The 25,426-nt window shown below is 66.5% G+C and carries 22 protein-coding genes, 2 tRNA genes and 1 riboswitch; of the genes, 10 read left to right on the top strand and 14 right to left on the bottom strand.

All coding sequences use genetic code 11. The annotated features are described in order from the left end of the window. Positions 1 to 41: 41 nt before the first annotated feature. The 6 genes from RM543_RS17215 to RM543_RS17190 all read right to left on the bottom strand — a co-directional run bounded on the left by RM543_RS17215 (position 42) and on the right by RM543_RS17190 (position 7,115). Positions 42 to 1,568, bottom strand: a complete 1,527-nt coding sequence (locus tag RM543_RS17215) for an FMN-binding glutamate synthase family protein (RefSeq protein WP_311693917.1) — start codon at positions 1,566 to 1,568, stop codon at positions 42 to 44. Positions 1,569 to 1,998: 430 nt separating this feature from the next. Next, the gene (locus RM543_RS17210; RefSeq protein ID WP_311693915.1) at positions 1,999 to 2,853 is read right to left on the bottom strand and encodes a hydroxymethylglutaryl-CoA lyase; all 855 of its coding nucleotides are present in this window, start codon (positions 2,851 to 2,853) and stop codon (positions 1,999 to 2,001) included. A 4-nt stretch (positions 2,854 to 2,857) separates the two neighbouring features. Continuing rightward, positions 2,858 to 4,180 (bottom strand): TRAP transporter large permease, encoded by a 1,323-nt coding sequence (locus RM543_RS17205; protein WP_311693913.1) that lies wholly within the window; start codon positions 4,178 to 4,180, stop codon positions 2,858 to 2,860. Further along, a complete protein-coding gene (locus tag RM543_RS17200; protein ID WP_311693911.1) occupies positions 4,180 to 4,671 on the bottom strand; it encodes a TRAP transporter small permease subunit in 492 nt (163 codons plus the stop codon). The genes RM543_RS17205 and RM543_RS17200 overlap by 1 nt, the downstream gene beginning before the upstream one ends. A 69-nt stretch (positions 4,672 to 4,740) precedes the next feature. Next, positions 4,741 to 5,775: a TRAP transporter substrate-binding protein DctP gene (dctP, locus tag RM543_RS17195; protein ID WP_311693909.1), complete on the bottom strand. Its 1,035-nt coding sequence runs from the start codon at positions 5,773 to 5,775 to the stop codon at positions 4,741 to 4,743. A gap of 23 nt (positions 5,776 to 5,798) precedes the next feature. After that, positions 5,799 to 7,115, bottom strand: a complete 1,317-nt coding sequence (locus tag RM543_RS17190) for a hydroxymethylglutaryl-CoA reductase, degradative (RefSeq protein ID WP_311693907.1) — start codon at positions 7,113 to 7,115, stop codon at positions 5,799 to 5,801. Between the two features lie 114 nt (positions 7,116 to 7,229). Here RM543_RS17190 and RM543_RS17185 point away from each other — a divergent pair, with 114 nt between their 5' ends. Then, the gene (locus tag RM543_RS17185) at positions 7,230 to 8,570 is read left to right on the top strand and encodes an aminotransferase-like domain-containing protein (protein WP_311693905.1); all 1,341 of its coding nucleotides are present in this window, start codon (positions 7,230 to 7,232) and stop codon (positions 8,568 to 8,570) included. A gap of 133 nt (positions 8,571 to 8,703) precedes the next feature. On the opposite strand, the gene clpB is transcribed toward RM543_RS17185, so the two are convergent. Beyond that, entirely contained in the window at positions 8,704 to 11,319 is a 2,616-nt protein-coding gene (clpB, locus tag RM543_RS17180; protein WP_311693903.1) for an ATP-dependent chaperone ClpB, read from the bottom strand. Positions 11,320 to 11,509: 190 nt separating this feature from the next. Then, entirely contained in the window at positions 11,510 to 12,133 is a 624-nt protein-coding gene (locus tag RM543_RS17175; protein WP_311693901.1) for a hypothetical protein, read from the bottom strand. 204 nt (positions 12,134 to 12,337) lie between these two features. On the opposite strand from RM543_RS17175, the gene RM543_RS17170 reads away from it, so the two are divergent. Next, on the top strand, positions 12,338 to 12,730 hold the full coding sequence (locus RM543_RS17170; RefSeq protein WP_311693899.1) for a hypothetical protein: 393 nt from the start codon (positions 12,338 to 12,340) through the stop codon (positions 12,728 to 12,730). 73 nt (positions 12,731 to 12,803) lie between these two features. Then, complete coding sequence (locus RM543_RS17165) at positions 12,804 to 14,063, top strand: DNA polymerase IV (RefSeq protein WP_311693897.1); 1,260 nt, start codon at positions 12,804 to 12,806, stop codon at positions 14,061 to 14,063. A gap of 3 nt (positions 14,064 to 14,066) precedes the next feature. Here the strand turns inward: RM543_RS17165 and RM543_RS17160 are convergent, their stop codons facing one another. After that, the gene (locus RM543_RS17160) at positions 14,067 to 14,933 is read right to left on the bottom strand and encodes an N-formylglutamate amidohydrolase (protein WP_311693895.1); all 867 of its coding nucleotides are present in this window, start codon (positions 14,931 to 14,933) and stop codon (positions 14,067 to 14,069) included. Positions 14,934 to 15,096: 163 nt separating this feature from the next. Here RM543_RS17160 and RM543_RS17155 point away from each other — a divergent pair. Next, positions 15,097 to 15,171, top strand: a tRNA-Val gene (locus tag RM543_RS17155). 84 nt (positions 15,172 to 15,255) lie between these two features. Further along, entirely contained in the window at positions 15,256 to 15,381 is a 126-nt protein-coding gene (gene ykgO, locus RM543_RS17150) for a type B 50S ribosomal protein L36 (protein WP_005850168.1), read from the top strand. A 257-nt stretch (positions 15,382 to 15,638) separates the two neighbouring features. On the opposite strand, the gene RM543_RS17145 is transcribed toward ykgO, so the two are convergent. Next, the gene (locus RM543_RS17145) at positions 15,639 to 17,324 is read right to left on the bottom strand and encodes a peptidoglycan-binding domain-containing protein (RefSeq protein WP_311693869.1); all 1,686 of its coding nucleotides are present in this window, start codon (positions 17,322 to 17,324) and stop codon (positions 15,639 to 15,641) included. 427 nt (positions 17,325 to 17,751) lie between these two features. On the opposite strand from RM543_RS17145, the gene RM543_RS17140 reads away from it, so the two are divergent. The 5 genes from RM543_RS17140 (at position 17,752) to RM543_RS17120 (ending at position 20,977) form a co-directional block, all read left to right on the top strand. Further along, positions 17,752 to 18,081 carry a hypothetical protein gene (locus RM543_RS17140; protein WP_311693867.1) on the top strand — a complete coding sequence of 110 codons (330 nt, stop codon included), beginning with the start codon at positions 17,752 to 17,754 and terminating at the stop codon, positions 18,079 to 18,081. Positions 18,082 to 18,216: 135 nt separating this feature from the next. Beyond that, positions 18,217 to 19,203, top strand: a complete 987-nt coding sequence (locus RM543_RS17135; protein ID WP_311693866.1) for a DMT family transporter — start codon at positions 18,217 to 18,219, stop codon at positions 19,201 to 19,203. Next, positions 19,203 to 20,336: a glycosyltransferase gene (locus RM543_RS17130; protein ID WP_311693864.1), complete on the top strand. Its 1,134-nt coding sequence runs from the start codon at positions 19,203 to 19,205 to the stop codon at positions 20,334 to 20,336. Before RM543_RS17135 ends, RM543_RS17130 begins: the two co-directional genes overlap by 1 nt. A 57-nt stretch (positions 20,337 to 20,393) precedes the next feature. Beyond that, positions 20,394 to 20,470: transfer RNA gene (locus tag RM543_RS17125), tRNA-Pro, on the top strand. A 231-nt stretch (positions 20,471 to 20,701) separates the two neighbouring features. After that, positions 20,702 to 20,977 carry a hypothetical protein gene (locus RM543_RS17120; protein ID WP_311693862.1) on the top strand — a complete coding sequence of 92 codons (276 nt, stop codon included), beginning with the start codon at positions 20,702 to 20,704 and terminating at the stop codon, positions 20,975 to 20,977. A gap of 280 nt (positions 20,978 to 21,257) precedes the next feature. On the opposite strand, the gene nrdF is transcribed toward RM543_RS17120, so the two are convergent. From nrdF to nrdH, 4 genes are all read right to left on the bottom strand, one after another. Further along, positions 21,258 to 22,232, bottom strand: coding sequence for a class 1b ribonucleoside-diphosphate reductase subunit beta (gene nrdF, locus RM543_RS17115; protein WP_311693860.1), 975 nt, complete (start codon positions 22,230 to 22,232; stop codon positions 21,258 to 21,260). 91 nt (positions 22,233 to 22,323) lie between these two features. Next, positions 22,324 to 24,483 (bottom strand): class 1b ribonucleoside-diphosphate reductase subunit alpha, encoded by a 2,160-nt coding sequence (gene nrdE, locus RM543_RS17110; RefSeq protein ID WP_311693858.1) that lies wholly within the window; start codon positions 24,481 to 24,483, stop codon positions 22,324 to 22,326. After that, on the bottom strand, positions 24,453 to 24,857 hold the full coding sequence (gene nrdI / locus RM543_RS17105; protein WP_311693856.1) for a class Ib ribonucleoside-diphosphate reductase assembly flavoprotein NrdI: 405 nt from the start codon (positions 24,855 to 24,857) through the stop codon (positions 24,453 to 24,455). The genes nrdE and nrdI overlap by 31 nt, the downstream gene beginning before the upstream one ends. 6 nt (positions 24,858 to 24,863) lie before the next feature. Next, on the bottom strand, positions 24,864 to 25,085 hold the full coding sequence (nrdH, locus tag RM543_RS17100; protein ID WP_116083332.1) for a glutaredoxin-like protein NrdH: 222 nt from the start codon (positions 25,083 to 25,085) through the stop codon (positions 24,864 to 24,866). Positions 25,086 to 25,200: 115 nt separating this feature from the next. Next, positions 25,201 to 25,393, bottom strand: a riboswitch (cobalamin riboswitch). Positions 25,394 to 25,426: the final 33 nt, after the last annotated feature.

The raw sequence follows: 25,426 nt of genomic DNA, 5'->3' as shown, positions 1-25,426 counted from the left end.
AAGTGCTCCGGCGAAGGGGGACCTAGGGGAAGGTTAGCGAGTCACGCCGCATCCGGCGACGTCTCCGGCTTCGGCTCGGGCATCACGGACGGGTAGAGCTCGCTCATCGGCCTCGTCTGCCCATCCGGCAGGACGATCCGCATGTGCCGCCGGCGCAGCTGCCGCGGCTCGGACACGCCGACGGAATGGGCGATGGTCTCCACCTCCTTCACGATCTGCGCGGCATAGTTTGCGACGCGGTCTTCCTTCTCGCGCACGACCAGTCCCTTCTGCAGATGCGGATCGTGCGTGGTGACCCCCGTGGGACAGGTGTTCTTGTGACAGCGCATCGCCTGGATGCAGCCGAGCGAGAACATGAAGCCGCGGGCGCAGGTCACGAAGTCCGCCCCCGTCGCGATGGCCCAGGCGATATCGGAGGGGTTCACCATCTTGCCGCTCGAGACGATGCGGATCCGATCATGCAGGCCGAACTCGTCCCGCAGGTCCACGGCGTGGGGCAGCGCTTCCCGGATCGGCATGCCGACGAGGTCCATCAGGGGCTGCGGTGAGGCACCTGTGCCCCCTTCCCCGCCATCTATGGTGATGAAGTCGGGCGCCGAGGCTGCACCGCGCTCCCTGATCGCCTCGAAGAGTTCGCGGAAGACCTCGACGGACCCGATCACCGTCTTGATGCCCACCGGCTTGCCCGTCACCTCCCGGACATGGTCGATCATGTCGAGAAGGTCGGTCCAGCCTTTCATCTCCGGGTGCCGGTTGGGCGAGATGGAGGCTTCCCCGACCGGGATGCCGCGGATGCGGGCGATCTCCTCGCCGACCTTTTCCGCGGGAAGGATGCCGCCTTTCCCGGGCTTCGCGCCCTGCGCGAGCTTGATCTCGAACATGCGGACCTGCTCGTGCCCTGCGATCTCCCTCAGCTTCTCGTCCGACAAGGCGCCGTCGGGCGTGCGCACGCCGTACTTGGCTGTTCCGATCTGGAAGACGATGTCGCAGCCGCCCTCGAGGTGGTAGGGCGAAAGCCCCCCCTCGCCCGTGTTCATCCAGATGCCGGCCGTTTTTGCCCCGCGGCTGAGCGCACGCACGGCCGGAGCCGAGAGAGCGCCGTAGCTCATGCCGGAGATGTTGAAGAAGGAGTTCGCGTTGTAGGGCGTCCGCGCCCCGGGGCCGATGAGCAGGGGCTCGGAGGCCGCGTACTGGTCGTCGATCGGCGGGAAGGCGGCGTTGGCGAAGAGCGTGGTGCCGGGCAGCGCGATATTCCGCGTCGAGCCGAAGGGGGCGACGTTGCTCTTCCCCTTGGAGGCGCGATCGACCCAGTTCCGCTGTGCGCGGTTGAACGGCAATTCCTCCCGGTCCATCGCGAAGAAGTACTGGCGGAAGAAGGTGCCAAGTTCGGTGAAGATCTTCCGGAAGCGTCCGATGACCGGGTAGTTCCGGCGGATGGCGTCCCTCGATTGACTGCGGTCCACGATATAGAGGACGAGCGCCGCGAGGACGGCTGCGCCGATCACGAAGACGAAGGTCAGCGCCATGATCTGCAGCGCGACCCCCGCCCATCCAAGACTTTCCAGCATGCTCGCTCTCCATTCGATCAAAGTGTCCGGGTGCAGCTTCGTGATGCGCCAGCGCGCCTGCAAGCTGAATAGCCCCGCGCGTCCAAGCCGCGCGCGTGCCTCCGGTTCCGCTGACGCTCGAATGCGAGTGGCGACGGCGCTCCGTTTCGGCGCGCGCTTGCGCGTCGGGGCGGAGGACATCTGGATCTCGTTGAAGGCGTCTCGCCGGGCGTCCTGGCGGGTCCGGCAGGTGCGGCGGTCTGATCCTCACGCGCTCGAGCAGCTTGGAGAAGCGGCCAGACCTTGTCCGGCGCAGCCACGTCCAACGGCCGATCCGAGGTGGCGCTTTTGCCCCACTCGAGAAGGTGGAGGCGGTGCAGCCCCCCATGGCCGGTTTGCTTCAGCTTCAGCCGAGAAGTCGCCCACGATACGCGGGGCAAGTCACGTCTTCTCAGACGGCACCGATCGCACGAACGACGGTCTCGGCGCTCTCGAGCGCCCGCATGTCAACGCCGTGGGTCAGGCCATGGGCCTCTATGACCTCCAAGACCCGCCGCGTATCGACGTTCCCGGGGGCGCCGGGGGCGTAGGGGCAGCCGCCGAGACCGCCGATGGAGGCGTCGAAGGTGCGGAGGCCACGGTCCAGGGACAGGCTCACGAGATCCGTGGCGCGGCCGGACGTGTCGTGGAAATGACCGGCGAGCCTGTCCGCTCCGACCTCCTCCAGAAGGCGGTCCAGAAGTGCGTTCAATGTCTCCTCTGTCCCGGCGCCGATCGTGTCGCCGAGCGAGACCTCGTAACAGCCGGCCTCGAGAAGGCGCCGCGTCCAGCGGGCGACATCCTCCGGGGCCGTCGGGCCGTCATAGGGGCATGCGATCACGGTGGAGAGGTAGCCGCGCACGGGCGTCCCCGAGGCTTTGGCGCGGTCCAGCACCGGGGCGAAGCGTTCGAAGCTCCCCGCGATGGAGCAGTTGAGGTTGGCCCGGCTGAACCCCTCGGAGGCTGCGGCAAAGATCGCGACCTCATCGCAGCCCGCCGCCAGTGCCCGTTCGAGCCCTTTCAAGTTCGGTGTCAGGGCCGCATAGGTGACGCCCGGCATTCGCGAGATCCCGGCCATGACCTCGGGCGCATCGGCCATCTGCGGCACCCAGCGGGGAGCGACGAAACTCGTCGCCTCGATCTTGCGCAGGCCGGTGCGGGACAGCGTGTCGACAAGCTCGATCTTGTCCGCCGTGGTCACCATCTCTCCGCGGCTTTGCAGGCCGTCGCGGGGTCCGACCTCGAAAAGCGTCACGTCCGGTGCCATCACGTCACCTCGCATTGGCGGCCAGCGCCTCTGGCAGCCATGTCACCAGACCCGGCGCCAGCGCGAACAGGATCAGGACGGCGACCTGGATGATGAAGAACGGGATCACGCCGCGATAGACCTGCCCGATACCGATATTATCGGGCAGCACCCCCTTCAGGTAGAACAGCGTGTAGCCGAAGGGCGGGGTGATATAGGCCATCTGCGCCGTTATCATGAACAGCACGCCGAACCAGAGCGGGTCGAAGCCCAGTGACCTCACGATGGGCAGGAAGACAGGGACGCAGAGCAGGATGATCCCGATCTCGTCGAGGAAGAGGCCGAGGAAGATCAGGATCAGGACCATCGCCCCCAGCACCAGCCAGCGGGAGGCTTCCAGCGTCTCCACGTAGCCGAGAAGGGAATCCGCGCCGCCCGTGGCGACGAAGGTGGAGATGAAGGCCCGCGCGCCGATGGTGATCCAGAGGATCATCGCGGTGACCCGCAACGTGTCTGTCGCGCTGTCCGACAGCATGGTGAGATTGAAGCGGCCGGTGACGAGCGCCGAGGCAGCGGCGCCCAGAACGCCCACGGCAGCAGCTTCGGTCGGTGTGGCGATGCCGGCATAGATCGAGCCCAGTACGCCGATGACGACGAAGGCCGGCAGGATCAGGCTTTTCAGCTTCGAGAGTTTCACCCTCAGCGGAATATCCTGGATGTCGTCCGGCTTCGGCGCGAGCTCCGGATTGATCCAGGTGCGGATGAGGATGTAAGCGACGTAGCTGCCTGCCAGAATGAGGCCGGGTACGATACCCGCGGCGAACATCTGACCGATCGAGATCTGGGCGGTGATCGCGTAGACGATGGTCACGACAGACGGCGGTATCAGGATGCCGAGCGTACCGCCGGCACAGATCGCGCCGAGGGCCAGCGGCGGGTAGTATCTCCGCGCCAGCATCGACGGCAGAGCGAGGATGCCCATCGCCGCGACGGCCGCACCGACGACGCCGGTCATCGCGGCGAGGATGGTGCAGATCGCGATGGTCCCCACGGCCAGGCCGCCATTCACCCGCGCGAACCACGTCTCCATCGCATCGTAGAGCGCATCGATGATCGAGGATTTCTGCAGGATCGATGCCATCAAGACGTAAAGCGGGATCGCCATGAGGCTTTCCGACGTCATCGTCTCGAAGGTGTTGAGGACCGCCACGATGAGGGCGGACGGCCCCCAGAGGAAGATCGTGGAGATGAAGGCGATGGCGCCGAGAACAAAGGCCAGTCCCGCGCCGCTCAGCATGAACAGAACGAGCGAGACGAACATGAAGGTGAGGATCATGGAGCTTTCCATCACGCGGCCTCCTCGTCTGCGATGACAAGGATCGCATCGGCCAGCGCCTGCAGGAGCAGAAGCAGCGCCGCCAGCGGCAGGAAGAACTTGGCCGGCCAGATGATCGGATTCCACGCCGAATAGCTTGTCTCGCCGTAGCTGAAGCTCTGCCAGGCGAGCGGCACGGCAAACCACAGCAGAATCGCGCCGAACGCGGCGGCGAGGAGAAGCGCGACGAGCCGCAGGATTGTCGCAAGGTTGCCCGTGGCCCGTGCCGAGACGATATCGACGGCCACGTGCCCGCCGAGATGAAGAAGATACGGTCCCCCCAGAAGGAAGAATGGTCCGAAGATCAATGTCGCGAGTTCAGGCGCCCAGGACGTGGGGGAGGCCAGGAAATAGCGCGACAGAACCTCCCACAGCATCAGCAGAACGATAGCGTAGACGAGCCATTTCGCGGCAGCGAACAGACCGCGATTGAGCGCGGTTATGCCCCGTGAGAGGTGCAGCATGATGATCTCCGGCAAGATGCAGGTCGGCCCTGCCGCAATGCGACAGGGCCGGAAGCTGACGAGAAACTGTCAGAGAAGGCGCAGCTCTTCCATCAGCGCGATCTGCGACTCCATCATCCGGGTCGACAGATCGTCCGTCGCGTTCTTCTTCCAGCTTTCGACCGCCCTGCCGCGGTTGTCAGCGATGTCCTGCGGGTCGAGGTCGATGATCTCGACGCCGGCCTCCTGGAACTTGGCCAGGTACTCGCCGTTCGCGACGAGAATGTTCTGCCTCAGGGCGCCCGAGACTTCCCGCGCGGCGACGGCGAGCGCTGCCCTTTGCTGGTCGTCGAGCGCATCATAGGCCCGCGTGTTGGCGACATAGGAGGTCGCCGTGGTGGGCTGATGGAAGCCCGGCAGGACGAGGTACTTGGCGACCTCGTGGAGGCCTTCCTCGTAGTTCGCCTTGATGTCGCCGCGATCGGCGATGTCGATGAGGCCCTTGTCGAGCGCGGAATAGACCTCGGACGTCGGCAAGGGCGAGACGGAGACGCCGAAATCGCCCATCACGGCAGAGGCGAGGCCGACGAAGCGGCCTTTCAGGCCGTTCAGATCCGCGATGCTGGAGATCGGCACCCGCGAGTGGATCGGCTCCTCGCCGTAGACGGTGGGGGCGACATAGGTCAGCCCGGCCGGGGCATAGCTTTCCCGGGCCAGCTCCATGCCGTCCCGCTCGTAGAACCACGCCTCGTACTGGTCCGCGTCGGGGAAGCCGAAGGGAACGGTGGACGAGAAGCCATGCGCCGGGATCTTGCCGGCGGTGTAGCCGTCGAAGGTCTTCATCATCTGAAAGGCCCCGCCGCGAACCGCGTCGAAGGCTTGCGCCGATGGCACGATCTGACCGCCCGCGAAGGGGGTGATCTCGAGGGTGCCGCCCGTCAGCTCCGCAACGCGCTCGCAGAACTTTTCCTCGTAGAGCATCGGCGTGGTGCCGCCGCCCCAGAGGGCCTGCATGCGCCAGCTCGTCGTGCCCTGGGCACGGACGGAGGTGGCGGCGACGATGGCGGGAGCGGCCAGACCGGCAGCTCCGAGGCGCAGAATGCTGCGCCGGGTCGAATTGGACATGGTGTTCCTCCCTGATGTCATTCTCAGACGCCCTCCAGCGCCTCTTTTGCACGGGCGACGCTGACGTCCCCCGCTGCGACGATGGCCTTGGCCACTCGGTCGATCTCTGCGCCGGTCGCGCCGGCGGTGATGGCGATGTTGCGGGCATGAAGCGTCATGTGACCGCGCTGGATGCCTTCGGTCGCAAGCGCGCGCAGCGCCGCCATGTTCTGTGCGAGTCCGACCGCGGCGGTGATCTGTGCCAGTTCATCGGCCGAGCTGACCTGCATCAGCTTGAGCGCCGCCTGCGCAGCCGGGTGGGTCCGGGTCGCGCCGCCGACAATGCCAAGCGCCATCGGCAGTTCCAGCGTGCCGACCAGCGCACCGTCGCGGTCGATTTCCCACGCTGTCAGCGAGGTGTACCGCCCGTTACGCGCGGCATAGGCATGGGCGCCCGCCTCGATGGCGCGCCAGTCGTTGCCTGTGGCGACGACCACGGGATCGATCCCGTTCATAATGCCCTTGTTGTGGGTGGCGGCGCGGTAGGGGTCGATGATTGCAAGCGCACATGCCTCGACGATGCCCTGTGCCACGTCGGCGCCGGTCATCGTCTTGGTCGTCAGCGCCTCTTCGGGGATCCGTACGGAGGCGGTGACGAGGCGGCGGTCGGCGAGGTTCGAAAGGATGCGCAGGCGAACCTTGCCGCCGGCGATCTCCTCGACGCGCGGCGCGAGCATCTCGGCCATGCTGTTGACCGTGTTGGCACCCATCGCGTCCCGCACATCGACGAGGAGGTGCAGTACGACCATGGGCCCGATCGGGGTCTCCGGAAAGACGTGAACCTCGATATCCTTGCAGCCGCCGCCGAGGCTTACGAGCACTGTGTCACGGGAATTGGCCATCTCGATGAGTTCATCCCGGCGAGCCAGGATGCGGGCGCGGGCGCCCTGCGGATCGGACAGCCCGACGATCTGGACCTGCGCGCGCATGATCGGCGTCGTGCAGGAGGCCGTGAACCCGCCCCCGCTCCGCGCGATCTTTGCCATGTACGACGCCGCAGCGACCACCGAGGGCTCCTCGACCGCCATGGGCACGAGGTGCTCGCGGCCGTTGACGGTGAAGTTGGTGGCGACGCCGAGCGGCAGTTCGAACTTGCCGATGACGTTCTCGATCATCCCGTTCGCCGTGGCGAGCGGCAGGATGTCGTCGCCCGACAAGGCGGCTTCCACGGCCTGGTCCAGACCGGCGGCCGCCGTGACGGCGCTCCGGCGTTCGGCAGGCTCCATGTCGCGCATGCCTTCGATGCGCGATCCGGAGCCGGCGCGGTTCTCGGTGGGCAGGGTGCCTGCTGTGTCGGCCATGTCGTGCTCTCCTCATCCGGCGGGCACCATCGCGAAAGCCGAGGGGTTTGTATTGGTACAGATAGTGAAATTGAACCTGTACTGTACCCATAGTGTAGTAGAGACACTCTCGGCATGGCCCAGACCAAGACAGACCGTATCTTCAACGCGCTCAAGCATCGGATCGCCACGGGCGATCTCGCCGAAGGCACGCGCCTCATGTCCCTCCGGCAGTCCTGTCAGCAATACGGCGTGTCCAAGAACATCATGGTGACCGTCTATGACAGGCTCGTCGCGCATGGCCTCGTCACCTCGCGACAGGGGGCCGGTTTTTTCGTTGCGCAGCTTTCGTCCAAGGACGCGGAGCCCGCGAACCTGCGGGAAGCCAGCGACATCGTTTCGCTCCTCCATGCCCAGCTCGATCGTCCCTATACGGTGCTGGTGGGGGACGGGCGGCCACCTGAAACCTGGCTGCTGAGCTCCGTCCCCGGCGTGACCCTGCCGACAGGCGAAGGGGGCTATGGGACGCCGCATGGACTTCTTTCCCTGCGGGAGAGCATCGCGGCGGCACAGCTGTCTTCGGGGATCGAGGTCAGTCCGGCGCAGATCGTCACCACCTTCGGCGCGAACCATGCGCTCGATCTGGTCATCCGCCGCTTTGCCCGGGCGGGCGATACGGTCCTTGCGGACGATCCCGGTTACTACCCGCTCTTCGCCAAGTTGCGACTGGCGGGGGTGAACGTCGTCGGCGTCCCGCGCACCCCGCGCGGCCCTGATCCGGACGCGCTTCAAGAGCTGGCCACCCGGCACCGGGCGCGGATCTTCTTCACCCAGTCGCTTGCTCAGAACCCAACCGGCTGCTCCATAGATCTGCCCACCGCTCACGCGATCCTTCAGGTCGCGGACCGGAAGGACATGCTGGTGATCGACGACGATCCCTTCATCGATTTGCCGGGGGTGGGCGGCACGCGTCTGGCGCAGCTCGACCTCTTCGAGCGGGTGATCCAGATCGGCACCTTTTCGAAGACGCTATCGCCCTCGTTCCGCTCGGGGTTCGTCATCGCGAGCGCGGAGATCGCCGCCAGTCTCGCCGAACTGAAGATGATCCTCGCGGTGAACAGCTCCAGCCATACCGAGCGCGCCATCGTGGATATCATCCGCAGCCGACGGCATGAGAAAATCCGGACCCGCATGGCCAGGCGACTGAGCGCCAACCGGGACGAGGGGATGGCGCGGCTCGCGGAGATGGGGTTTGAGCTGTTCGCGCCGCCCGATGGCGGGCTCTATGGCTGGGTGACACTGCCGGAGGGCGCGGACGACCTGGAGCTAGCCCGGCAGGCGGCGGCGCAGGGCATCTTCCTGGCGCCCGGCCGCCTCTTTCGCACGGGCGACGGGCCGTATGCCCCGGGAATGCGCATCAACTGGAGCCGCATCAACGATAGCCGGTTCTACTCCTTCCTGCGCAGCGTCATCTGATCTCGCCTCGGCCCAGCTCCGCCATGGCCGACGGCTTTCCCTGGCCTTCCGCCCCACGGGGCCCGGTCCCTCCCCCCGCACGAAAAAGGGCGCGGCCGAAACCGCGCCCCGTCTTGCTGCCTTCGAGCGGCTTTCAGTGGACTACCGCGTCCTCCGGCTTGCCGCGTCCGGACGACGCCACGCGGTCGCCGATGAGCAAGCCTTCCGCCCCGGCGCCGACCGTCAGCGTCTCGCCGTCCGAGACGTCCCCGGCGAGGATCATCTCGGCCAGTTCATCCTGCAGCGCCCGCTGGATCACCCGCTTGAGCGGTCGCGCCCCGAAGACCGGGTCGTAGCCTTCGTCGGCCAGCCAGCGCTTCGCGGCCTCGTCCACCTCCAGCGAGATCCCCCGATGCGCGAGGCGCTTCTGCAGGAGACCGAGCTGGATATCCACGATCCCGGTCATGTCCTCCCGGCCAAGCCGGTCGAAGATGATGGTCTCGTCGAGGCGGTTCAGGAATTCGGGCCGGAAGTGCGCCCGGACCGCGTCCATCACGTCCCGCTTGGCCGGCCCCGGATCGGCGCCGTCGGGCATCTGGCTGAGCGCCTGCGCGCCGAGGTTCGAGGTCAGCACGATGAGCGTCTGCTTGAAGTCCACCTTCCGTCCCTGCCCGTCCGTGAGCTGCCCGTCATCGAGCACCTGCAGAAGGACGTTGAAGACATCCGGATGCGCCTTCTCCACCTCGTCGAACAGCACCACCTGGTAAGGCCGGCGCCGCACGGCTTCCGTCAGGACGCCGCCCTCGTCGTAACCGACATAGCCCGGAGGCGCCCCGATCAGGCGGGCGACGGCATGCTTCTCCATGAACTCGCTCATGTCGATCCGCACCATCGCACTGTCGTCGTCGAACAGGAACTCCGCCAGCGATTTCGTCAGCTCCGTCTTGCCGACGCCGGTCGGCCCGAGGAAGAGGAAGGAGCCGAGGGGACGGTTCTCGTCGTTCAGCCCCGCGCGCGCCCGGCGCACGGCGTTGGAGACGGCGCGCACCGCCTGACGCTGACCGATCACCCGGCGCCCGATGGCATCCTCCATCCGCAGGAGCTTGTCCCGCTCGCCCTCGAGGAGTTTCGAGACCGGAATTCCGGTCCAGCGCTCCACGACCTGGGCAATCTGCTCGGGCCGCACGGCTTCCTCCACCATCATGTCGCCGTCGGCGCCTTCGGCCTCCGCGAGCTGTTTCTCGAGCTGCGGGATGATGCCGTAGCTCAGCTCGCCGGCGCGGGCGAGGTTGCCCTCCCGCTTGGCGATGTCGAGATCCGCGCGGGCCCGGTCGAGTTGTTCCTTCAGCTCGCGCGAGCCTTCGAGGCGATCGCGCTCGGACTGCCACTTCGCCGTCATCTCGGCGGAGCGCTGTTGCAGATCGCCGAGTTCACGCTCGAGCTTCTCCAGACGGTCCTTGGAGGCCTGGTCGTCCTCGGCGCGGAGAGCCTCCGACTCGATCTGCTTCTGCAGGATCTCCCGGTCGAGCGCGTCCAGCTCCTCCGGCTTGCTGTCCACTTCCATCCGGAGGCGCGACGCGGCTTCGTCCATCAGGTCGATGGCCTTGTCGGGCAGGAAGCGGTCCGTGATGTAGCGGTGGGACAGCTGCGCGGCCGAGACGAGCGCGCTATCGGAGATCCGCACGCCGTGGTGCAGCTCGTATTTCTCCTTGATGCCCCGAAGGATGGAGACGGTATCCTCCACCGTCGGCTCCTCGATCATGACCGGCTGGAACCGCCGCGCGAGGGCCGCGTCCTTCTCGACGTGCTTGCGATACTCGTCGAGCGTGGTGGCGCCGACGCAGTGCAGCTCCCCCCGCGCAAGGGCGGGCTTCAGAAGATTGGACGCATCCATCGCCCCGTCCGCCTTTCCCGCGCCGACAAGGGTGTGCATCTCGTCGATGAAGAGAACGATCTCGCCAGCAGCGGCGGTGACTTCGGACAGGATCGCCTTCAGGCGCTCCTCGAACTCGCCGCGATACTTCGCTCCGGCGATCAGCGCGCCCATGTCGAGCGCCATGAGACGCTTGTTGCGCAGGCTCTCGGGCACATCGCCGTTCACGATCCGCAGCGCGAGACCTTCGGCGATGGCCGTCTTGCCGACGCCGGGCTCGCCGATGAGGACGGGATTGTTCTTCGTCCGGCGGGACAGGACCTGCATCGAGCGCCGGATTTCCTCGTCCCGGCCGATGATCGGGTCGATCTTGCCCTGCTCCGCCGCCTCGGTGAGATCGCGCGCGTACTTCTTGAGCGCGTCGTAGCCCTCCTCAGCGCTGGCGCTGTCCGCCGTCCGGCCCTTGCGGACGTCATTGATCGCGCCGTTGAGGTTCTGCGCCGTCACGGCTCCCGCCTCCAGCGCCGTCTTCGCGCCGGAGCGCACGACGGCCAGCGCAGTCAGGATGCGCTCGACGGGGACGAAGCTGTCGCCCGCCTTCTTCGCAATCTTCTGGGCCTCGTCGAGGACCTTTGCCGTCGAGGTATCAATGTAGATCTGGCCGGAATCGCCGCTCACCTTGGGCAGCTTCGCAATCGCCGCGTCGACGGCTTCGATGACGCGCTCGGGCGCGCCTCCGGCCTTGCGGATGAGGTTGCTCGCAAGCCCCTGATCGTCGTCCATCAGGGCCTTCAGAAGATGCTCGGGCACCATGCGCTGGTGATCCTCTCGCATCGCGATGGTCTGCGCCGCCTGCAGGAAGCCGCGCGACCTCTCCGTGAACTTCTCCATGTCCATCGGTCGTATTCTCCTTTGTTTTCAAGCACCCGGCTGGTGAATGCCCCCGTCTTGCGGCGAGCCTCCGGCACCGGGCCTTGATCATCAGATGGAAACACTGTTGCTCAAATGCAACCCCCTTGCCGGGCGCCTCGAACAAAAAAAGCGCCCGCCGGAGCGGACGCTTTTCACAAGGCCGGCCCGGAGGCCTTCACTGCTGGAGGATCGTCTCGCCGTCGCGGCCTTCGGGGCCGGAGGGGGTCGGTGTGAACTCGGTGTCCGTGTCGGGATCATCGACCTCTTCGAGATCCATGCCGGAGCTTTCCTCGGCGCCTTCTTCGCCCTCGGGCGTTTCCGTCGTGCCAACCGTCGCGGTGGGCTGGGTCACGGTCGCAGGCTGCTCGTCGCCGGCCGGGGCAAGGTCGCCCTGCTCCTGATCGGCAGCGGGCTCGAGAGCAGCGCCTTCGTCATCGGCTGCTTCCTCTCCAGCGGCAGCGCCATCTTCCACGGCCGCACCCGACTCGTTCATCATCTCCTCGCCTTCAGCGCTCGAGGCGGCACCGGCGGCGCCTTCGATCATGTCCGAATCCGTCTCGTCGGAGAGCCCTGCCCCGGCCTGATCGATCACGCCTTCCGGCGCCGTTCCGGCCCCGGTCGGCTCCACGGCAACCTCGTTGTTCGGCGCCTCGCCGGGCGCGGCCGCGCCGTCGACCTCCCTGCCCGACCACGCGAGGAGAATGGCAAGGATGATCACGACGCCCACGGAGAGGACCGCCAGAGGGATCATGAGGGTCATGCTCTTGCGGTCGCGGCGGGCAGTGATCGTGGTGCTCATGTCAATCTCCGGAAACTCTCGTGGCTATGCGCGGCAAACGTACCCCGTTCGTGCGGGGTTCCGCATCATCGCGCAAGGCCTGCAGAACGGAAAATCAGGGCCGGTCGGAACTTTCGGGAGTCAACGGCGTAGTTATCCACAGAAAGCGGCACGGCGACCGACAGACGTCCCGGCCATCAAGAAAGAGAAGCGAGCAGGACAGTGATGACCCTCAAAAACAGACCGCGCACCGGCGTGCTCCTGGGGGAGCGCAAGTCGCACATCGCCGAGGCCGAGGCCTCTTCCGCTGCCGCAACATCTACTCCGGCCCCGAAAAGCGCCGGTACCATGGGGAGCAACGCCATGACCGTCCTGTCCACTCATATCGTCCATGCCCGCCGTGACCGCGACTTCGGCCGCGTCGAGGCCATGGTCCGCCTCATCGTCCGCGACGCAGCTGATGCCCGCCCTCAGGTCGTCCACCGCCGGGTGAGCGTTCCTGCCCGGAGCGAGAGCCTCCGGGACGACATCGCGCGCGAAGCCGCGATGATGGCACAGCTCGACCAGCTCGCGCATACGCGGGTCCATGTCGAGACGCAGGCGCCGCTGGCCGCCTGATGCATTTGGGCCGCGCGGTATCAGCGCGCGGCCGCTCGCATCGCCCGGCCCGATCGCCTAGATTGGGTGGGCCATGCCCGCCCTCTGCAGAGATTGTCTGTCCCACTGGCCCGATGCACCGGGCCCGCGCTGTCCCGTCTGTCGGGGCCGGCGCCTGTTGTCGCATCCGGAGCTCTTCTCGCTCGGCATAGCCCACATGGATTGCGACGCCTTCTACGCATCGGTCGAGAAGCGGGACGATCCCTCCTTGCGCGACAAGCCCGTGATCGTCGGCGGCGGGAGGCGCGGCGTCGTCTCGACGTGCTGCTACATCGCCCGGATCTACGGAGTCAGATCGGCAATGCCGATGTTCAAGGCGCTGAAGCTCTGCCCGGACGCCGTCATCGTGAAGCCCCGCGGGGCGGCATATGTCGAAGCCTCCCGCGCGATTCGCGCCATGATGGACGACATGACCCCGGCGATCGAACCCCTCTCCCTCGACGAGGCGTTCCTCGACCTGACCGGAACCGAGCGCCTGCATGGCGCACCGCCTGCCCTTCTCCTTGCGCGCCTTCTGAAACGGATGGAGGACGAGCTCGGGCTCTCCGGCTCCATCGGACTGTCGCACAACAAGTTCCTCGCCAAACTGGCAAGCGAACTGGACAAGCCCCGCGGCTTCTCCGTCATCGGGACCGCCGAGACCCTCGACATGCTGGCGCCCATGCCGGTCTCCCGGATCTGGGGCGTCGGTCAGGCGGCGCAGTCGAGCCTCGAGAAGGCCGGCATCAGGACGTTCGCGGACCTCCAGCGCTGGGATCGCAAGGACCTCAGCCACCGGTTCGGCTCGTCCGGCGAGCGTCTCTATCACCTCTGCCGCGGCGTCGATGCCCGGCGGGTGACGCAGGACCGCCGGGCCAAGTCGATCTCCAACGAGACCACGTTCGGCGAGGACACGGCTGACCGCGACCTCCTCGACGGGCATCTCTGGCGTTTGTCGGAAAAGGTGTGCGACCGCGCGAAGGCCAAGGGTCTGGCCGGGCGCGTGGTGATACTCAAGCTCAAGCGTGCGAACCACAAGCTGGTGACCCGCCGCGTCTCCCTCGACCATCCGACCCAGATCGCGGACCGGCTCTACCGCGCTGCGCGCAGCCTTCTGGACCAGACCGACGATCCCGGCCCGTTTCGCCTCATCGGCGTTGGCATCTCGGATCTGTCCGAAGACAAGGGCGGCACGGAGTTCGGCGACCTGCTCGACCCGGATGCCGCCGCCCGCGCCCGCGCGGAGCGCGCCACCGATGCGATTCGCGGTCGGTTCGGGGATGGCGCGATCCTCAAGGGCCGTGCCCTGCGCTGAAGGCTATTCGGCTGCCAGCGGCACGGAGTGCTCCGGCCGGCCGAGATCGGCGAGCTTGCGGATGATTCCAGACATCCGCTCGCGAAACGCGTCGAACTCCGGCCCTTTCTCGATCTGCGCCTCGTCCATGTAGAGACTGCGGTCGATCTCGATCTGCACGGCATGCTGGTTGCGCGCGGGTCGCCCGTATTGCTGCGTCACATATGCTCCGGCGAACGGAACGTTGAGCGCGACCCGAAACCCCTCCTCCCGGAAGATGGCCTCGATCCGCTCGATGATATCGCCGCCGCAGGCCGCGCCGAAGCGGTTGCCGAGCACGACCTGCGGTGGACTCCCTTTCGCGCGCAGCCCTGAATCGATGGCCTCGTGCGGCATCGAGTGCATGTCGAACAGGATCGCGACCCCGTGCGCGCGCTTCGCGCTCTCGATCTCGGCGGTCAGTGCGGCGTGGTACGGCTGCCAGAAGTCGGCGATACGCGCCTTCGCCTCGGTCAGTTCGATCTTGCCGCGATAGATCGCCCGCCCGTTGGAGACGACGCGGGGTATCACGCCGAGGCCCGAACCGATCCGCGGATTGTGCCCGGATCCGCGAACGTTCTGCACCACGCCGGGATCGAGCTCGTCCGGGCCGCGATTAAGATCGATAAAAGCCCGTGGCACGTTCGCCGCGATCAGGGTAGCGCCGCAGGACGGGGCGGCGCTCACGAGTTCGTCCATGAAGGCGTCCTCCGAGGAGCGAACCGACAGCTCATCGAGAATCACCTGGCGCAGAAACGACGACGGGTAATCCCGCCCGCTATGGGGAGAGGCGAAAATGGTGGCCGTGGTCGATCTCGTCGGACGTTCGATCCGGAACGGCGCCTGCGTCATGATCCCCTCCACTTGTCAGAAGATGATGGGGTTTTTTTATCGGTGCGGAAACCCCTTGAACCCCCTCCGCGATGCTTTTATAGAGCGCTCCACCGACGCGGCACCGATCCCGCGTCCTTCGCTTCCGACGGAAGCTCGGGACAAAGGAAAAGAGCTGTGGCACGGGCGGTTAGCTCAGCGGTAGAGCACTACGTTGACATCGTAGGGGTCACTGGTTCGATCCCAGTACCGCCCACCATTATTCGCCGGCCCGCCACGCGGGGGCCATGAACGCAACCGGGCGCGCACATACAGGGGCGCCGCAGTTTGAGGAGAGGTCCTGATGAAGGTCCGTAATTCGCTCCGCTCGCTGAAGAACCGGCACCGGGATTGCCGTGTCGTGCGCCGCAAGGGCCGCGTCTACGTCATCAACAAGACCCAGCGCCGCTTCAAGGCCCGTCAGGGCTGATCGAGCGCACCGGTTTGGTGCAAAGAAGGGCCGCTCCCTCGCCGGAGCGGCCCTCTTTTTTTTGTCTGGTCGTCAAACCCGCCTCCACGGCGCGTGGCCCCCGAAAGGCTGACCGGCGCGAATCGCGCGTAGGTCCCCCGATGCCACGCTCGTCCACGATCCCATCCGATCTTCTTTGAGAGACCAGGGAGGGTGGCCCCGGCCGCACCGGGCCGACGACAATGCTGCCGGCCCGGATCAAACCGAAGCCCTCCCCCTCATCGCCCGCCGAGGAACAGCTGGCCCACGTCCGCCAGCATTCGCGAGAGCGTCTCCTCGGTCAGATAGCCCGTGATCTCGATATCCCGATCGCGCTGGAAGCGGCGGATGGCGCGGCGGGTGTCGTCGTCGAACTGTCCGTCGAGCTGACCCGGCTCCAGTCCGAGCTGGTCCAGCCGCTTTTCCACCAGGGAGCGGGTGATCGGGTTGAGCGGGAGGGCCTGCTCGGCGATCTCCGCCTCGCGACGCCCGTCGCTGCTTTCCTCGACGAGCGCCGCGATCCGGGATCGCGCTTCCTCGTTGAATGCGCCCTCCGGGAATGTCTCGAGATAGGCGCGGTAGGCGGGGATCGTCGCCGTGTCGGCCGCCTGATCCCAGGCGGCGCGATCGCGCCCCTCGGCTTCGGCACGCTTGCTTTCCTCGATCGCGCCCAGTCGCGCCTCGGCGATATCGGAATAGAGCCCGTCGGGGTAGCGCTCTAGGTAGGTACGAAGCCCGGCCTCGTCCCCACCGGCGCCGGTGGCGTCCCAGGTCGCGCGGTCCTGCTGCTCCGCCTCGAGACGGCGACGCTCGGCCTCCGCCTCATTCCGGGCCTGCCGCCGCTCCGATTGCAGCGTCAGCCGCTCGATCTGTCGCCGGTCGAGATAGCCGGTTTCCGGAAAGCCGTTCTGTCGCTGGAACCTGTTCACCGCGCCGCGGGTGCCCGGGCCGAAGATCCCGTCGATTCCGCGGGGCTCGTAATCCAGAACGGTCAGGCTCTGCTGGATCTGCCTGCGCTCGTCGCGGGACAGCCCGAGGGCCTCCTCCTGCAGTCGCTGATCCCGGTTGGGCTCCGATTCGATGGCCTCGATGGCGGATCGGGCCTGCGTTGCGAAGGTCCCGCGCGGGTAGCGTTCGATATAGCCTTGGTAGGCCGCGAGCGTGTCCTGCTCCTCGGACGCCTCCCAGATCGCCCGCTCGACCTCGGCGGCGATTTCGGCCTGCGAGGAGCCGGTATCGGTATCCGCCTCCCGCCGCTCTTCGGTCTGGAAGATCAGCCGGTCCGACACGAAGCCATCCGCCGAAATTCCCTCCACCGAACCGATGGACGCGGCGAGGCTGCGGCCCGGCTCGGTCAGGTCCCGCGCCACGAACCGGGCCATGTCTCCCGGCTCGCCGCGCAGGACGGTCACGCCCTGCGGCACGGTCCCCAGCCTGACCCCCTCGGAGAGGCCGCGCCCGAGATCGAGGTCGTCCTCCTCGATGCCCAGCGCCAACACTGCGCCGCCTGGCACGCGCCCGGCAATTTCGAGCACCGTGTCGAGGGAGAGGCCCACGCCCCCCACCGTCGCGAGGTTGAGATCGCCGCGTGCCGGCAGGTCGTAGCGATCGGCGAGGATCCAGCTCTCCCGTCCGCTGCGCACGAATCGGCCGGTCAGATGGATGACGAGACGCTCCCCGTCCTCCAACTCGGTCAGCATCTCCGACAGCGAGGTGCGCATGTCATCCACGCGCCCCCCGGTCCCGGCCGTTACGGTAAATCCCGCATCGCGCAGGCCCTGCGCCACGTCCGGCATGCCGCTGCCGGTGAAAAGACCGGCGCGGGCGGGCTCCGGGGCGCCGAGAACGAGGGCCTGATCGGCGCGGGCAGCGCCGTGGATCAGCGCGATCCCGGCGGCGGCGACGAGGCAGAGGCGAGAGATCATGGCGGGCAATCCTCCCATGGATGTGACGGGTCCGGTCTTGGCCGGGGTGCTCGCCGTGAAGGCTATAGTCGGGTGCCGCGTTATCAAATAGCGCCGGGATGACAGCGGATAGGGGTGTGCTTTCCCGCCCTCACGCCGTCTTGCGGCCCTTTAGATTCAAGGGCCTCCAGCGCCCCGCCCTCGAGCGCGGCCATCGGCCAGACGACCCTCCCCCGGCGTCCGGCAGCGCCCTCGCCTCCACCCGCCGACCCGCGATCAGGCCCCGAGCGGTCTTCGATTGCGCCGTGGAAGAGCGTCCCCCTTCCCCGGTATCACCGGACCGGGCGCCCGGTCCTGGCGTTTACCCTGGCTCGCGTTTCTCCACCCCTTGCCCAGAGGGGACCACATTCCGGAGGCATTGCTCCAGCCCGGTGAGAGAAGCAGGTCCATGACGCTGATCGAGGAATTGAGGGAACTGGAGCGGATGCGCCTGTCGGGCGGCCTGAGCAAGGCTGCCTACGAGCGTGCGCGCGAGCGCATCCTGACGTCCGTACCGGATGCGGAAACCGACGAGCCGGAGGACCACGCCCTCCCGGTAAGGGCCGTCGACCGGCGCGGCGAGCCCGGTGTCGCCCTCCTCTTCCCGGCGGGCCTGGCGGGCTCGGCGACCTTCCTCCTTGCGCTGGCGGGTCTCAGGTGCAGCCTCTCCGTTGCCGGGACGCTGGCGCTCGCGGCGATCACGGGCGTCATTCTCACGCTCTGGAGCAAACCGGACTGACGGACCGCCCGGAGCCCCGCAGCTGGCGCCGCGGCCCCTCCACCATCTCCCGCCCCCTCGGCACAGCGGCTTGCACGACGGCCGGGAGCGGTGCAGAAGCGGTGCCGACCCATCCGCTTCGCTGGGATCCCGCTCATGTCCGAACCAGTCCATTCCAACCGCTCCGGCGCGCTGCTCGCGCTCGCGGCCTTCGCCGTCTGGGCGACCCATGACCTCGGGGTGAAATATCTCGGCGCGAGCTACTCCGCGGTGCAGATCGTCTTCTTCTCGGTCCTCTTCAACTTCCCCCTCGCCACGCTGATGCTGATTTCGGACCCGGTGGACGGCCACCTGCGCCCGATTCATCCGTGGTGGAACCTCCTGCGTGCCATCTCCGGCGTCGCGGGCGGCGTGTCGGCCTTCTACGCCTTCTCGACGTTGCCGCTCACGCAGGTCTACGCCCTGATCTTCGCCGCGCCGCTTCTCGTCACGATCCTCTCGGTTCCCATACTTGGCGAAACGGTCCGCCTGAAACGCTGGTGCGCCGTCGTCCTTGGACTCTGCGGTGTCTTCGTCGTCCTGCGCCCCGGCGCCACGACCCTCGGCCTCGGCCATGCCGCGGCCCTCGTCACCGCTGTCGGCACCGCCCTCTCCGCCGTCATCGTGCGCCGGATCGGGCGGGAGGAGCGCAGCGTCGTCCTCATTCTCTACCCGATGCTGGCCAATGTGGTCGTGATGGGCGCCGCCCTGCCCTTCGTCTACGAACCCATGCCGGCGTCGCATCTGGGGCTGCTCGCCCTGATCTCGGTCATGGCCTTCGGCGCGACCTCCCTGATCATCGCCGCCTACAAGCGCGGGGAGGCGGTGATCGTCGCGCCCATGCAATATTCGCAGATCATCTGGGCCACGCTCTACGGGGCCCTCTTCTTCTCCGAGCGTCCGGACCGCTGGACCATGATCGGCGCCGGGATCATCATCGCCAGCGGCATCTACATCGTCCTGCGCGAAGGCACGGCCGGTGCATCGGAAAACCGGCCGGTTCTGCGGATGCGCCTGCGGCCCGAAACGGGCACCTTCCTTCGCTCCGGCCTGCTGATGATGCGCAAGGGGCGGACGGAAACAGGGGATCCGGAGGAGCGCTAATGCGAACCTGCATCGCGATGGGGACCTACCATAACCCCGGCGAGACCTTCATCAACCACCATATCGGCCACCTCTTCGGCGGCGATACGGTCATCCTCTGCGCCCGCCGCAGGGGGGAGGACGTGCATCACCGCCCGATCCACGTTCGCCGGCCGGCGACAGGCCTTGCCGCCCTCGCATCCCTTCCGGGGCAGGCGCGCAACCTCCTCCGCCACGGCTCGACGCAGGTCCCCGCCGGGCGGGACCGCGCTGCCATCGCGGCTTTCCTGAAGCGCGAGGGGGTCGAGGTGATCCTGACGGAGTACGGCACACAGGCCCTCGTCCTCGCGCCCCTCGCATCCGATCTGGGCATCCCCTGCTTCACCTATTTCCGCGGCTCGGACGCCTCCCGCTCGCTCCAGACCGCCAAGCAGGCGCGCGATTACCGGCGGCTCATGCCCTACCTCTCCGGCATCTTCGCGGTGTCCCGACATCTCGTGGACAACCTCGCCCGGGCGGGCGCCGCGCATCCCAACACGACCGTGATCCCCTCCGGCGTCGAGACCGATCTGTTCGTCCCCGAGGAGAAGATCCCCGGCCGTTTCCTCGCGGTGGGCCGCCTCGTGCCGAAGAAGGCGCCCCTGGTCACCATTCGCGCCTTCGCAAACGCCACGCGCGGCCTGCCCCACACGAAGCTCGACATCGTGGGAGACGGCCCGCTCATGGAGCCGTGCCGCGCCCTGGCCCAGGACCTCGGAGCCGGGGACCGGATCACCTTTCACGGCCGCCTGCCCCATGACGCGGTCCGAACGCTGCTGTCCCGCGCCGAGTTCTTCCTGCAGCACTCGGTCACCGGTCCGGACGGGGACACCGAAGGGATGCCGACCGCCATCCAGGAAGCGCTCTCCGCCGGGGCGGTGACCATCTCCACCCGACATGCCGGCATCCCGGACGCGATCGAGGAAGGCGAGACGGGCTTCCTCGTGGGCGAGCACGACGCGGAAGGCTTCGCGCAGGCCATCGCCTACGGGCTTCATCTCGGCCCCCGGATCCGCAAGATGTCCACCGCCGCCCGCGCCACGGCCCTTGCACGCTTCGACAAGCGCACCCTCCTGTCCGAGCTCGAGACGCATATGAGAAAAACCCTAGCGTAAGGCACGCTCAAACCCCTTGCCATTCCCCGCGCCACAGGCTACCCCCCGCGCCACGGTCGGAGTGTAGCTCAGCTTGGTAGAGCACTGTCTTCGGGAGGCAGGGGTCGTGAGTTCGAATCTCGCCACTCCGACCAGTTTTTCAGAAAGAATTAAGAACTCTGCCCAGGGCATTCAGCCCAGGGGGCGATGCGCAACGCGCTCTGGGGAGCACCGGGCAAGCACGGCCGGCGGCTCCGGGACATGCGAGCCTGGGGCGACAAGGTCGCCGGCCCTTAAATCGGGACGTTCGTGCGCAGGGTAGACCGAACGGCAAGATCGCGGCAGATTGCGCCTTAGGCAGTTGAGTATCGAACAGGACCGATTGAATGCCTCCAGTCATTGCTGACGCACTCACGCTGACCGGTCTGTTTTTGACGCTGGTTGGTGCCGGCGTAGCGGCGCGGGCGGTCATCCTGCGCCCCGAAGATGCGGTCCGTATCGGAGTTTCTCGCATCGCTGACGCTACCTTTGAAGAGAACCTGAAACTCTCTGCCGTGCAGAACCTGCTGCGATCGTCGCGCCTGGCAAAATGGGGCCTGGGCGCCGTTGCGGTCGGGACGCTTTTTCAGGCCGTGCCGGTCGCGGCGCGGCTATTCCTGTAGAGGGAAACGTGACCTCGAAGTCCTCGCCCGCCACGAGGCCGAATTCGGCTTGGTGGATCGCTGAGGGTGCCTTGAGGCCTTAGTTCCGCAGTCGTAGCGCCCTCCTCGTCCGCTTTTACGCCCTCCGAGACCGCCGGAATCATCCCCGTGGCGCGACGCCCGCGAAGAGAGGGGAGCTCGCGCGTCGGGTCCGGGGTCTGCCACACCGCCCTGTCCCCCCACGCACGAAAAAGGCCGCCATGGCAGGCGGCCTTTCATGGTTCACAGGGAGCGCGGACGCTCAGAAGTCCCAGTCTTCGTCTTCCGTCGCCACGGCCTTGCCGATCACGTAGGACGAACCGGAGCCGGAGAAGAAGTCGTGGTTCTCGTCGGCGTTGGGCGAGAGCGCGGACAGGATCGCCGGGTTCACCTCCGTCGAGGTCTCGGGGAAGAGCGCCTCGTAGCCGAGGTTCATCAGCGCCTTGTTCGCATTGTAGTGCAGGAAGCGCTTCACGTCCTCGGTGAGACCGACGCCGTCATAGAGTTCGGCGGTGTAGCGGTCCTCGACGGTGTAGAGCTCGAACAGCAGCGAGAAGGCGTAATCCTTGATCGACGCCTGCTTTTCGGCGCTTTCCTTCGCTAGGGCGCGCTGGAACTTGTAGCCGATGTAGTAGCCATGCACGGCCTCGTCCCTGATGATCAGACGGATGAGATCGGCGGTGTTGGTCAGTTTCGCCCGGCTCGACCAGTACATCGGCAGGTAGAAGCCCGAGTAGAACATGAAGCTCTCGAGGAAGGTCGAGGCGATCTTCCTCTTCAGGGGATCGCCGCCCGGCGCGTAATCCTCGAGGATGCGGGACGCCTTGGCCTGGAGATGCTCGTTCTCCTCGGCCCAGCGGAACGCCGCGTCGATCTCCTCGGTGGAGCAGAGCGTCGAGAAGATCGAGGAGTAGGACTTGGCGTGCACCGCCTCCATGAAGGAGATGTTGGCCAGGACCGCCTCCTCGTGCTGCGTGGTCGCGTCCGCCATCAGGGCCGGCGCGCCGACGCCGGCCTGCACGGTATCAAGGAGGGTGAGGCCGGCGAAAACGCGGATCGTCAGCTTGCGCTCCTCGGGCGTGAGGGTGGCCCAGCTCTGCACGTCGTTGGACAGCGGCACCTTCTCGGGCAGCCAGAAATTCGCCGTCAGACGGTTCCAGACCTCGAGGTCCTTGTCGTCCTCGACGCGGTTCCAGTTCACGGCACGGGCCGCGACGCGGCGGGTGAGGTCTTTCATCTCGGCATACTCTCAAGATCGAAGTGACGGTCGAGGGCGGGACGTCGGCCCCACCGGGCGAAGCCGGAGGGACCTGGCCGCCTGAAGGATATCAGAGGGTGCAGGAGACGCAGCCCTGAACTTCGGTGCCTTCGAGGGCCATCTGGCGCAGGCGGACGTAGTAGATCGTCTTGATCCCCTTGCGCCACGCGTAGATCTGCGCGCGGTTGATGTCCCGTGTCGTCGCGGTGTCCCGGAAGAACAGCGTGAGGCTCAGCCCCTGGTCGACGTGCTCGGTGGCGGCGGCATAGGTGTCGATGATCGCCTCGGGCCCGATCTCGTACGCATCGCGGTAATATTCGAGGTTCTCGTTCGTCATGAACGGCGCCGGATAATAGACGCGTCCGATCTTGCCTTCCTTGCGGATCTCGATCTTCGACGCGATCGGGTGGATCGAGGAGGTCGCGTTGTTGATGTAGCTGATCGAGCCGGTGGGCGGCACGGCCTGGAGATTGCGATTGTAGAGCCCTTCGGCGATCACGGCATCGCGCAGCTGCGCCCAGTCCCGGCGCGTCGGCAGCGGAATGCCGGCCTTTTCGAACAGTGCCTTTGCGACATCCGTCTTCGGCATCCAGTCCTCTTCGACATACTTGTCGAAGAAGGAGCCGTCCGCGTAGGTCGAATTCTCGAAGCCGGCGAAGGATCTGCCCCGTTCGGAGGCCAGCGCGTTGGACGCCGTCAGCGCGTGAAACAGCACCGTCGCGAAATAGACGGACGTGAAGTCCAGCGCCTCGGGGCTGCCGTAATGGATGCGCTCGCGGGCGAGGTAGCCGTGCAGGTTCATCTGCCCCAGCCCGATCGCATGGCTCTCGTCGTTGCCGCGGCGCACCGAGGGCACGCTGTCGATGGCGGACATGTCACTGACCGCGGTCAGCGCCCGGACCGCGACATCGATGGACGCCGCGAGATCGCCGCCATCCATCGCCTTGGCGATGTTCATCGAGCCGAGGTTGCAGGAGATGTCCGTCCCGAGGTGCTTGTAGCTCAGGTCGTCCTCGAACTCGGACGCCTCGTTCACCTGCAGGATCTCGGAGCAGAGATTGGACATGTTGATCCGGCCCTGCACCGGGTTCGCGCGGTTCACCGTGTCCTCGAACATGATGTAGGGATAGCCGCTCTCGAACTGGATCTCCGCAAGGATCTCGAAGAAGCGCCGGGCGCGGATCTTGGACTTCCGGATGCGCGGATCGTCCACCATCTCGCGGTATTTCTCGCTTACCGAGATCTCGGAGAACGGCTTGCCGTAGACCTTCGCGACGTCATGGGGGGAGAAGAGGTACATCTCCTCGTCGCGCTTGGCGAGCTCGAAGGTCACGTCCGGAATGACGACGCCGAGGGAGAGCGTCTTGATGCGGATCTTCTCGTCCGCATTCTCGCGCTTGGTGTCGAGAAAGCGCAGGATGTCGGGGTGGTGGGCGTTGAGATAGACCGCCCCCGCCCCCTGCCGCGCGCCGAGCTGGTTGGCATAGGAAAAGCTGTCCTCGAGCAATTTCATCACCGGGATGACACCGGAGGACTGGTTCTCGATGCCCTTGATGGGCGCACCGTGCTCGCGGATATTGGTCAGCAGCAGGGCCACGCCGCCGCCGCGCTTGGACAGCTGCAGAGCCGAATTGATGGACCGGCCGATGGACTCCATGTTGTCCTCGATGCGCAGAAGGAAGCACGAGATCAGCTCCCCGCGCTGCGCCTTGCCGGCATTGAGGAAGGTCGGCGTTGCCGGCTGGAACCGGCCCGCGACGATCTCCTCCATCAGGCGCATCGCCAGCGTCTCGTCCCCGCGCGCGAGCGCCAGGGCGACCATGCAGACGCGATCCTCGTAGCGCTCGAGGTAGCGCTTCCCGTCATTCGTCTTGAGCGTGTAGGACGTGTAGTACTTGAACGCGCCGAGGAAGGTCGGGAAGCGGAACTTCTTGGCGAAGGCTGCATCCCAGATCTTGTGCACGAACGCCCTGTCATAGGCATCGAGCACACTCGTGTCGTAGTAGCCCTTCTCGACGAGGTAGCCGAGCTTCTCTTCCAGCGAGTGGAAGAACACCGTGTTCTGGTTCACGTGCTCGAGAAAATAGGCGCGCGCCGCCTGGCGGTCCGCCTCGAACCGGATGTGCCCCTTGTCGTCATAGAGGTTCAGCATCGCGTTGAGCGCGTGATAATCCATCCCCTGGATCTCGGGGCTGGCGCTCACGCCGCGGTCGAGGGTTTCTGCGTCCATAATCTTTCAAGTCCCTGTCTCACCCGCGCGATGTCCCCGTTCGTGCCGGCCAGTTCGAACCGGTAGAGGCAGGGCACCCCGCATTTTGCCGCGATGATGTCGCCCGCGAGGGCGAAGGTTTCACCGAAATTGCGGTTGCCGCCCGCGATGACCCCGAGAAGGTGCCCGCGAGTGTCGGCGTCGTTCAGAAACCGGATCACCGGCTTCGGGACGGCTCCGCGACCTTCGCCATCGGCATAGGTCGGCGTCACCAGCACGTAAGGCGCCGTCATGCGCGGCGGTGCACCCGGCCCGATCCGCTCCGCCGGCACTCCGAGCCGTTCGACGAAGCGCGCGGTGTTGCCGGAGGCGGAGGAGTAGAACGCCAGGCGCAAGACGCGTCAGCCCAGGCGGCCGATCATGTCCGGGCGGAAGCCGGACCAATGCTCTTCTCCGGCCACCACGACGGGAGCCTGACGATATCCCAGTTCGGTGACACGGGCGAGCGCGCTGTCGTCGAGGGTCAGATCGACGACCTCGTAGGTGATGCCCTTTGCATCGAGGCTGCGGGTCGTGGCGGTACACTGCACGCAGGCGGGTTTGGAATAGACGGTGATGGTCATGCGGCTCGGTCCCTTAGATCTTCCGTGTCTCGTGGCGAGGATCGAAGGCACGAAAGGAGCCGATGCGACCCTGCGGCCGATATCGTCCGAACGACGCCTCCGGGCCCACCGCCCGTGTCGTGTTTCCGCTCTGGCAGGTCTCCTGACTCGACGGCTCGAATGCCTTCCCCCACCTTCCCGGCACATAGAGCCAGTGGATCGCCGGGGGTCGGCTCGCCGCTTACAGTTGCGGGGGCAGCGCCGGATTTCCACCAGTCTTCCCTCTTCACCGGCAACGAGTCGCCGGAACCAAAGCACGGATATCTTGGGATAGCCGGAGGGGCTGCGTCAATATGTAGATT

This window comes from Tropicimonas omnivorans (genome assembly GCF_031846565.1).
Classification (GTDB): domain Bacteria; phylum Pseudomonadota; class Alphaproteobacteria; order Rhodobacterales; family Rhodobacteraceae; genus Tropicimonas_B; species Tropicimonas_B omnivorans.
Note: the sequence above shows the minus strand (reverse complement) of the source record. Positions and strands in the feature narration are given on the sequence as shown.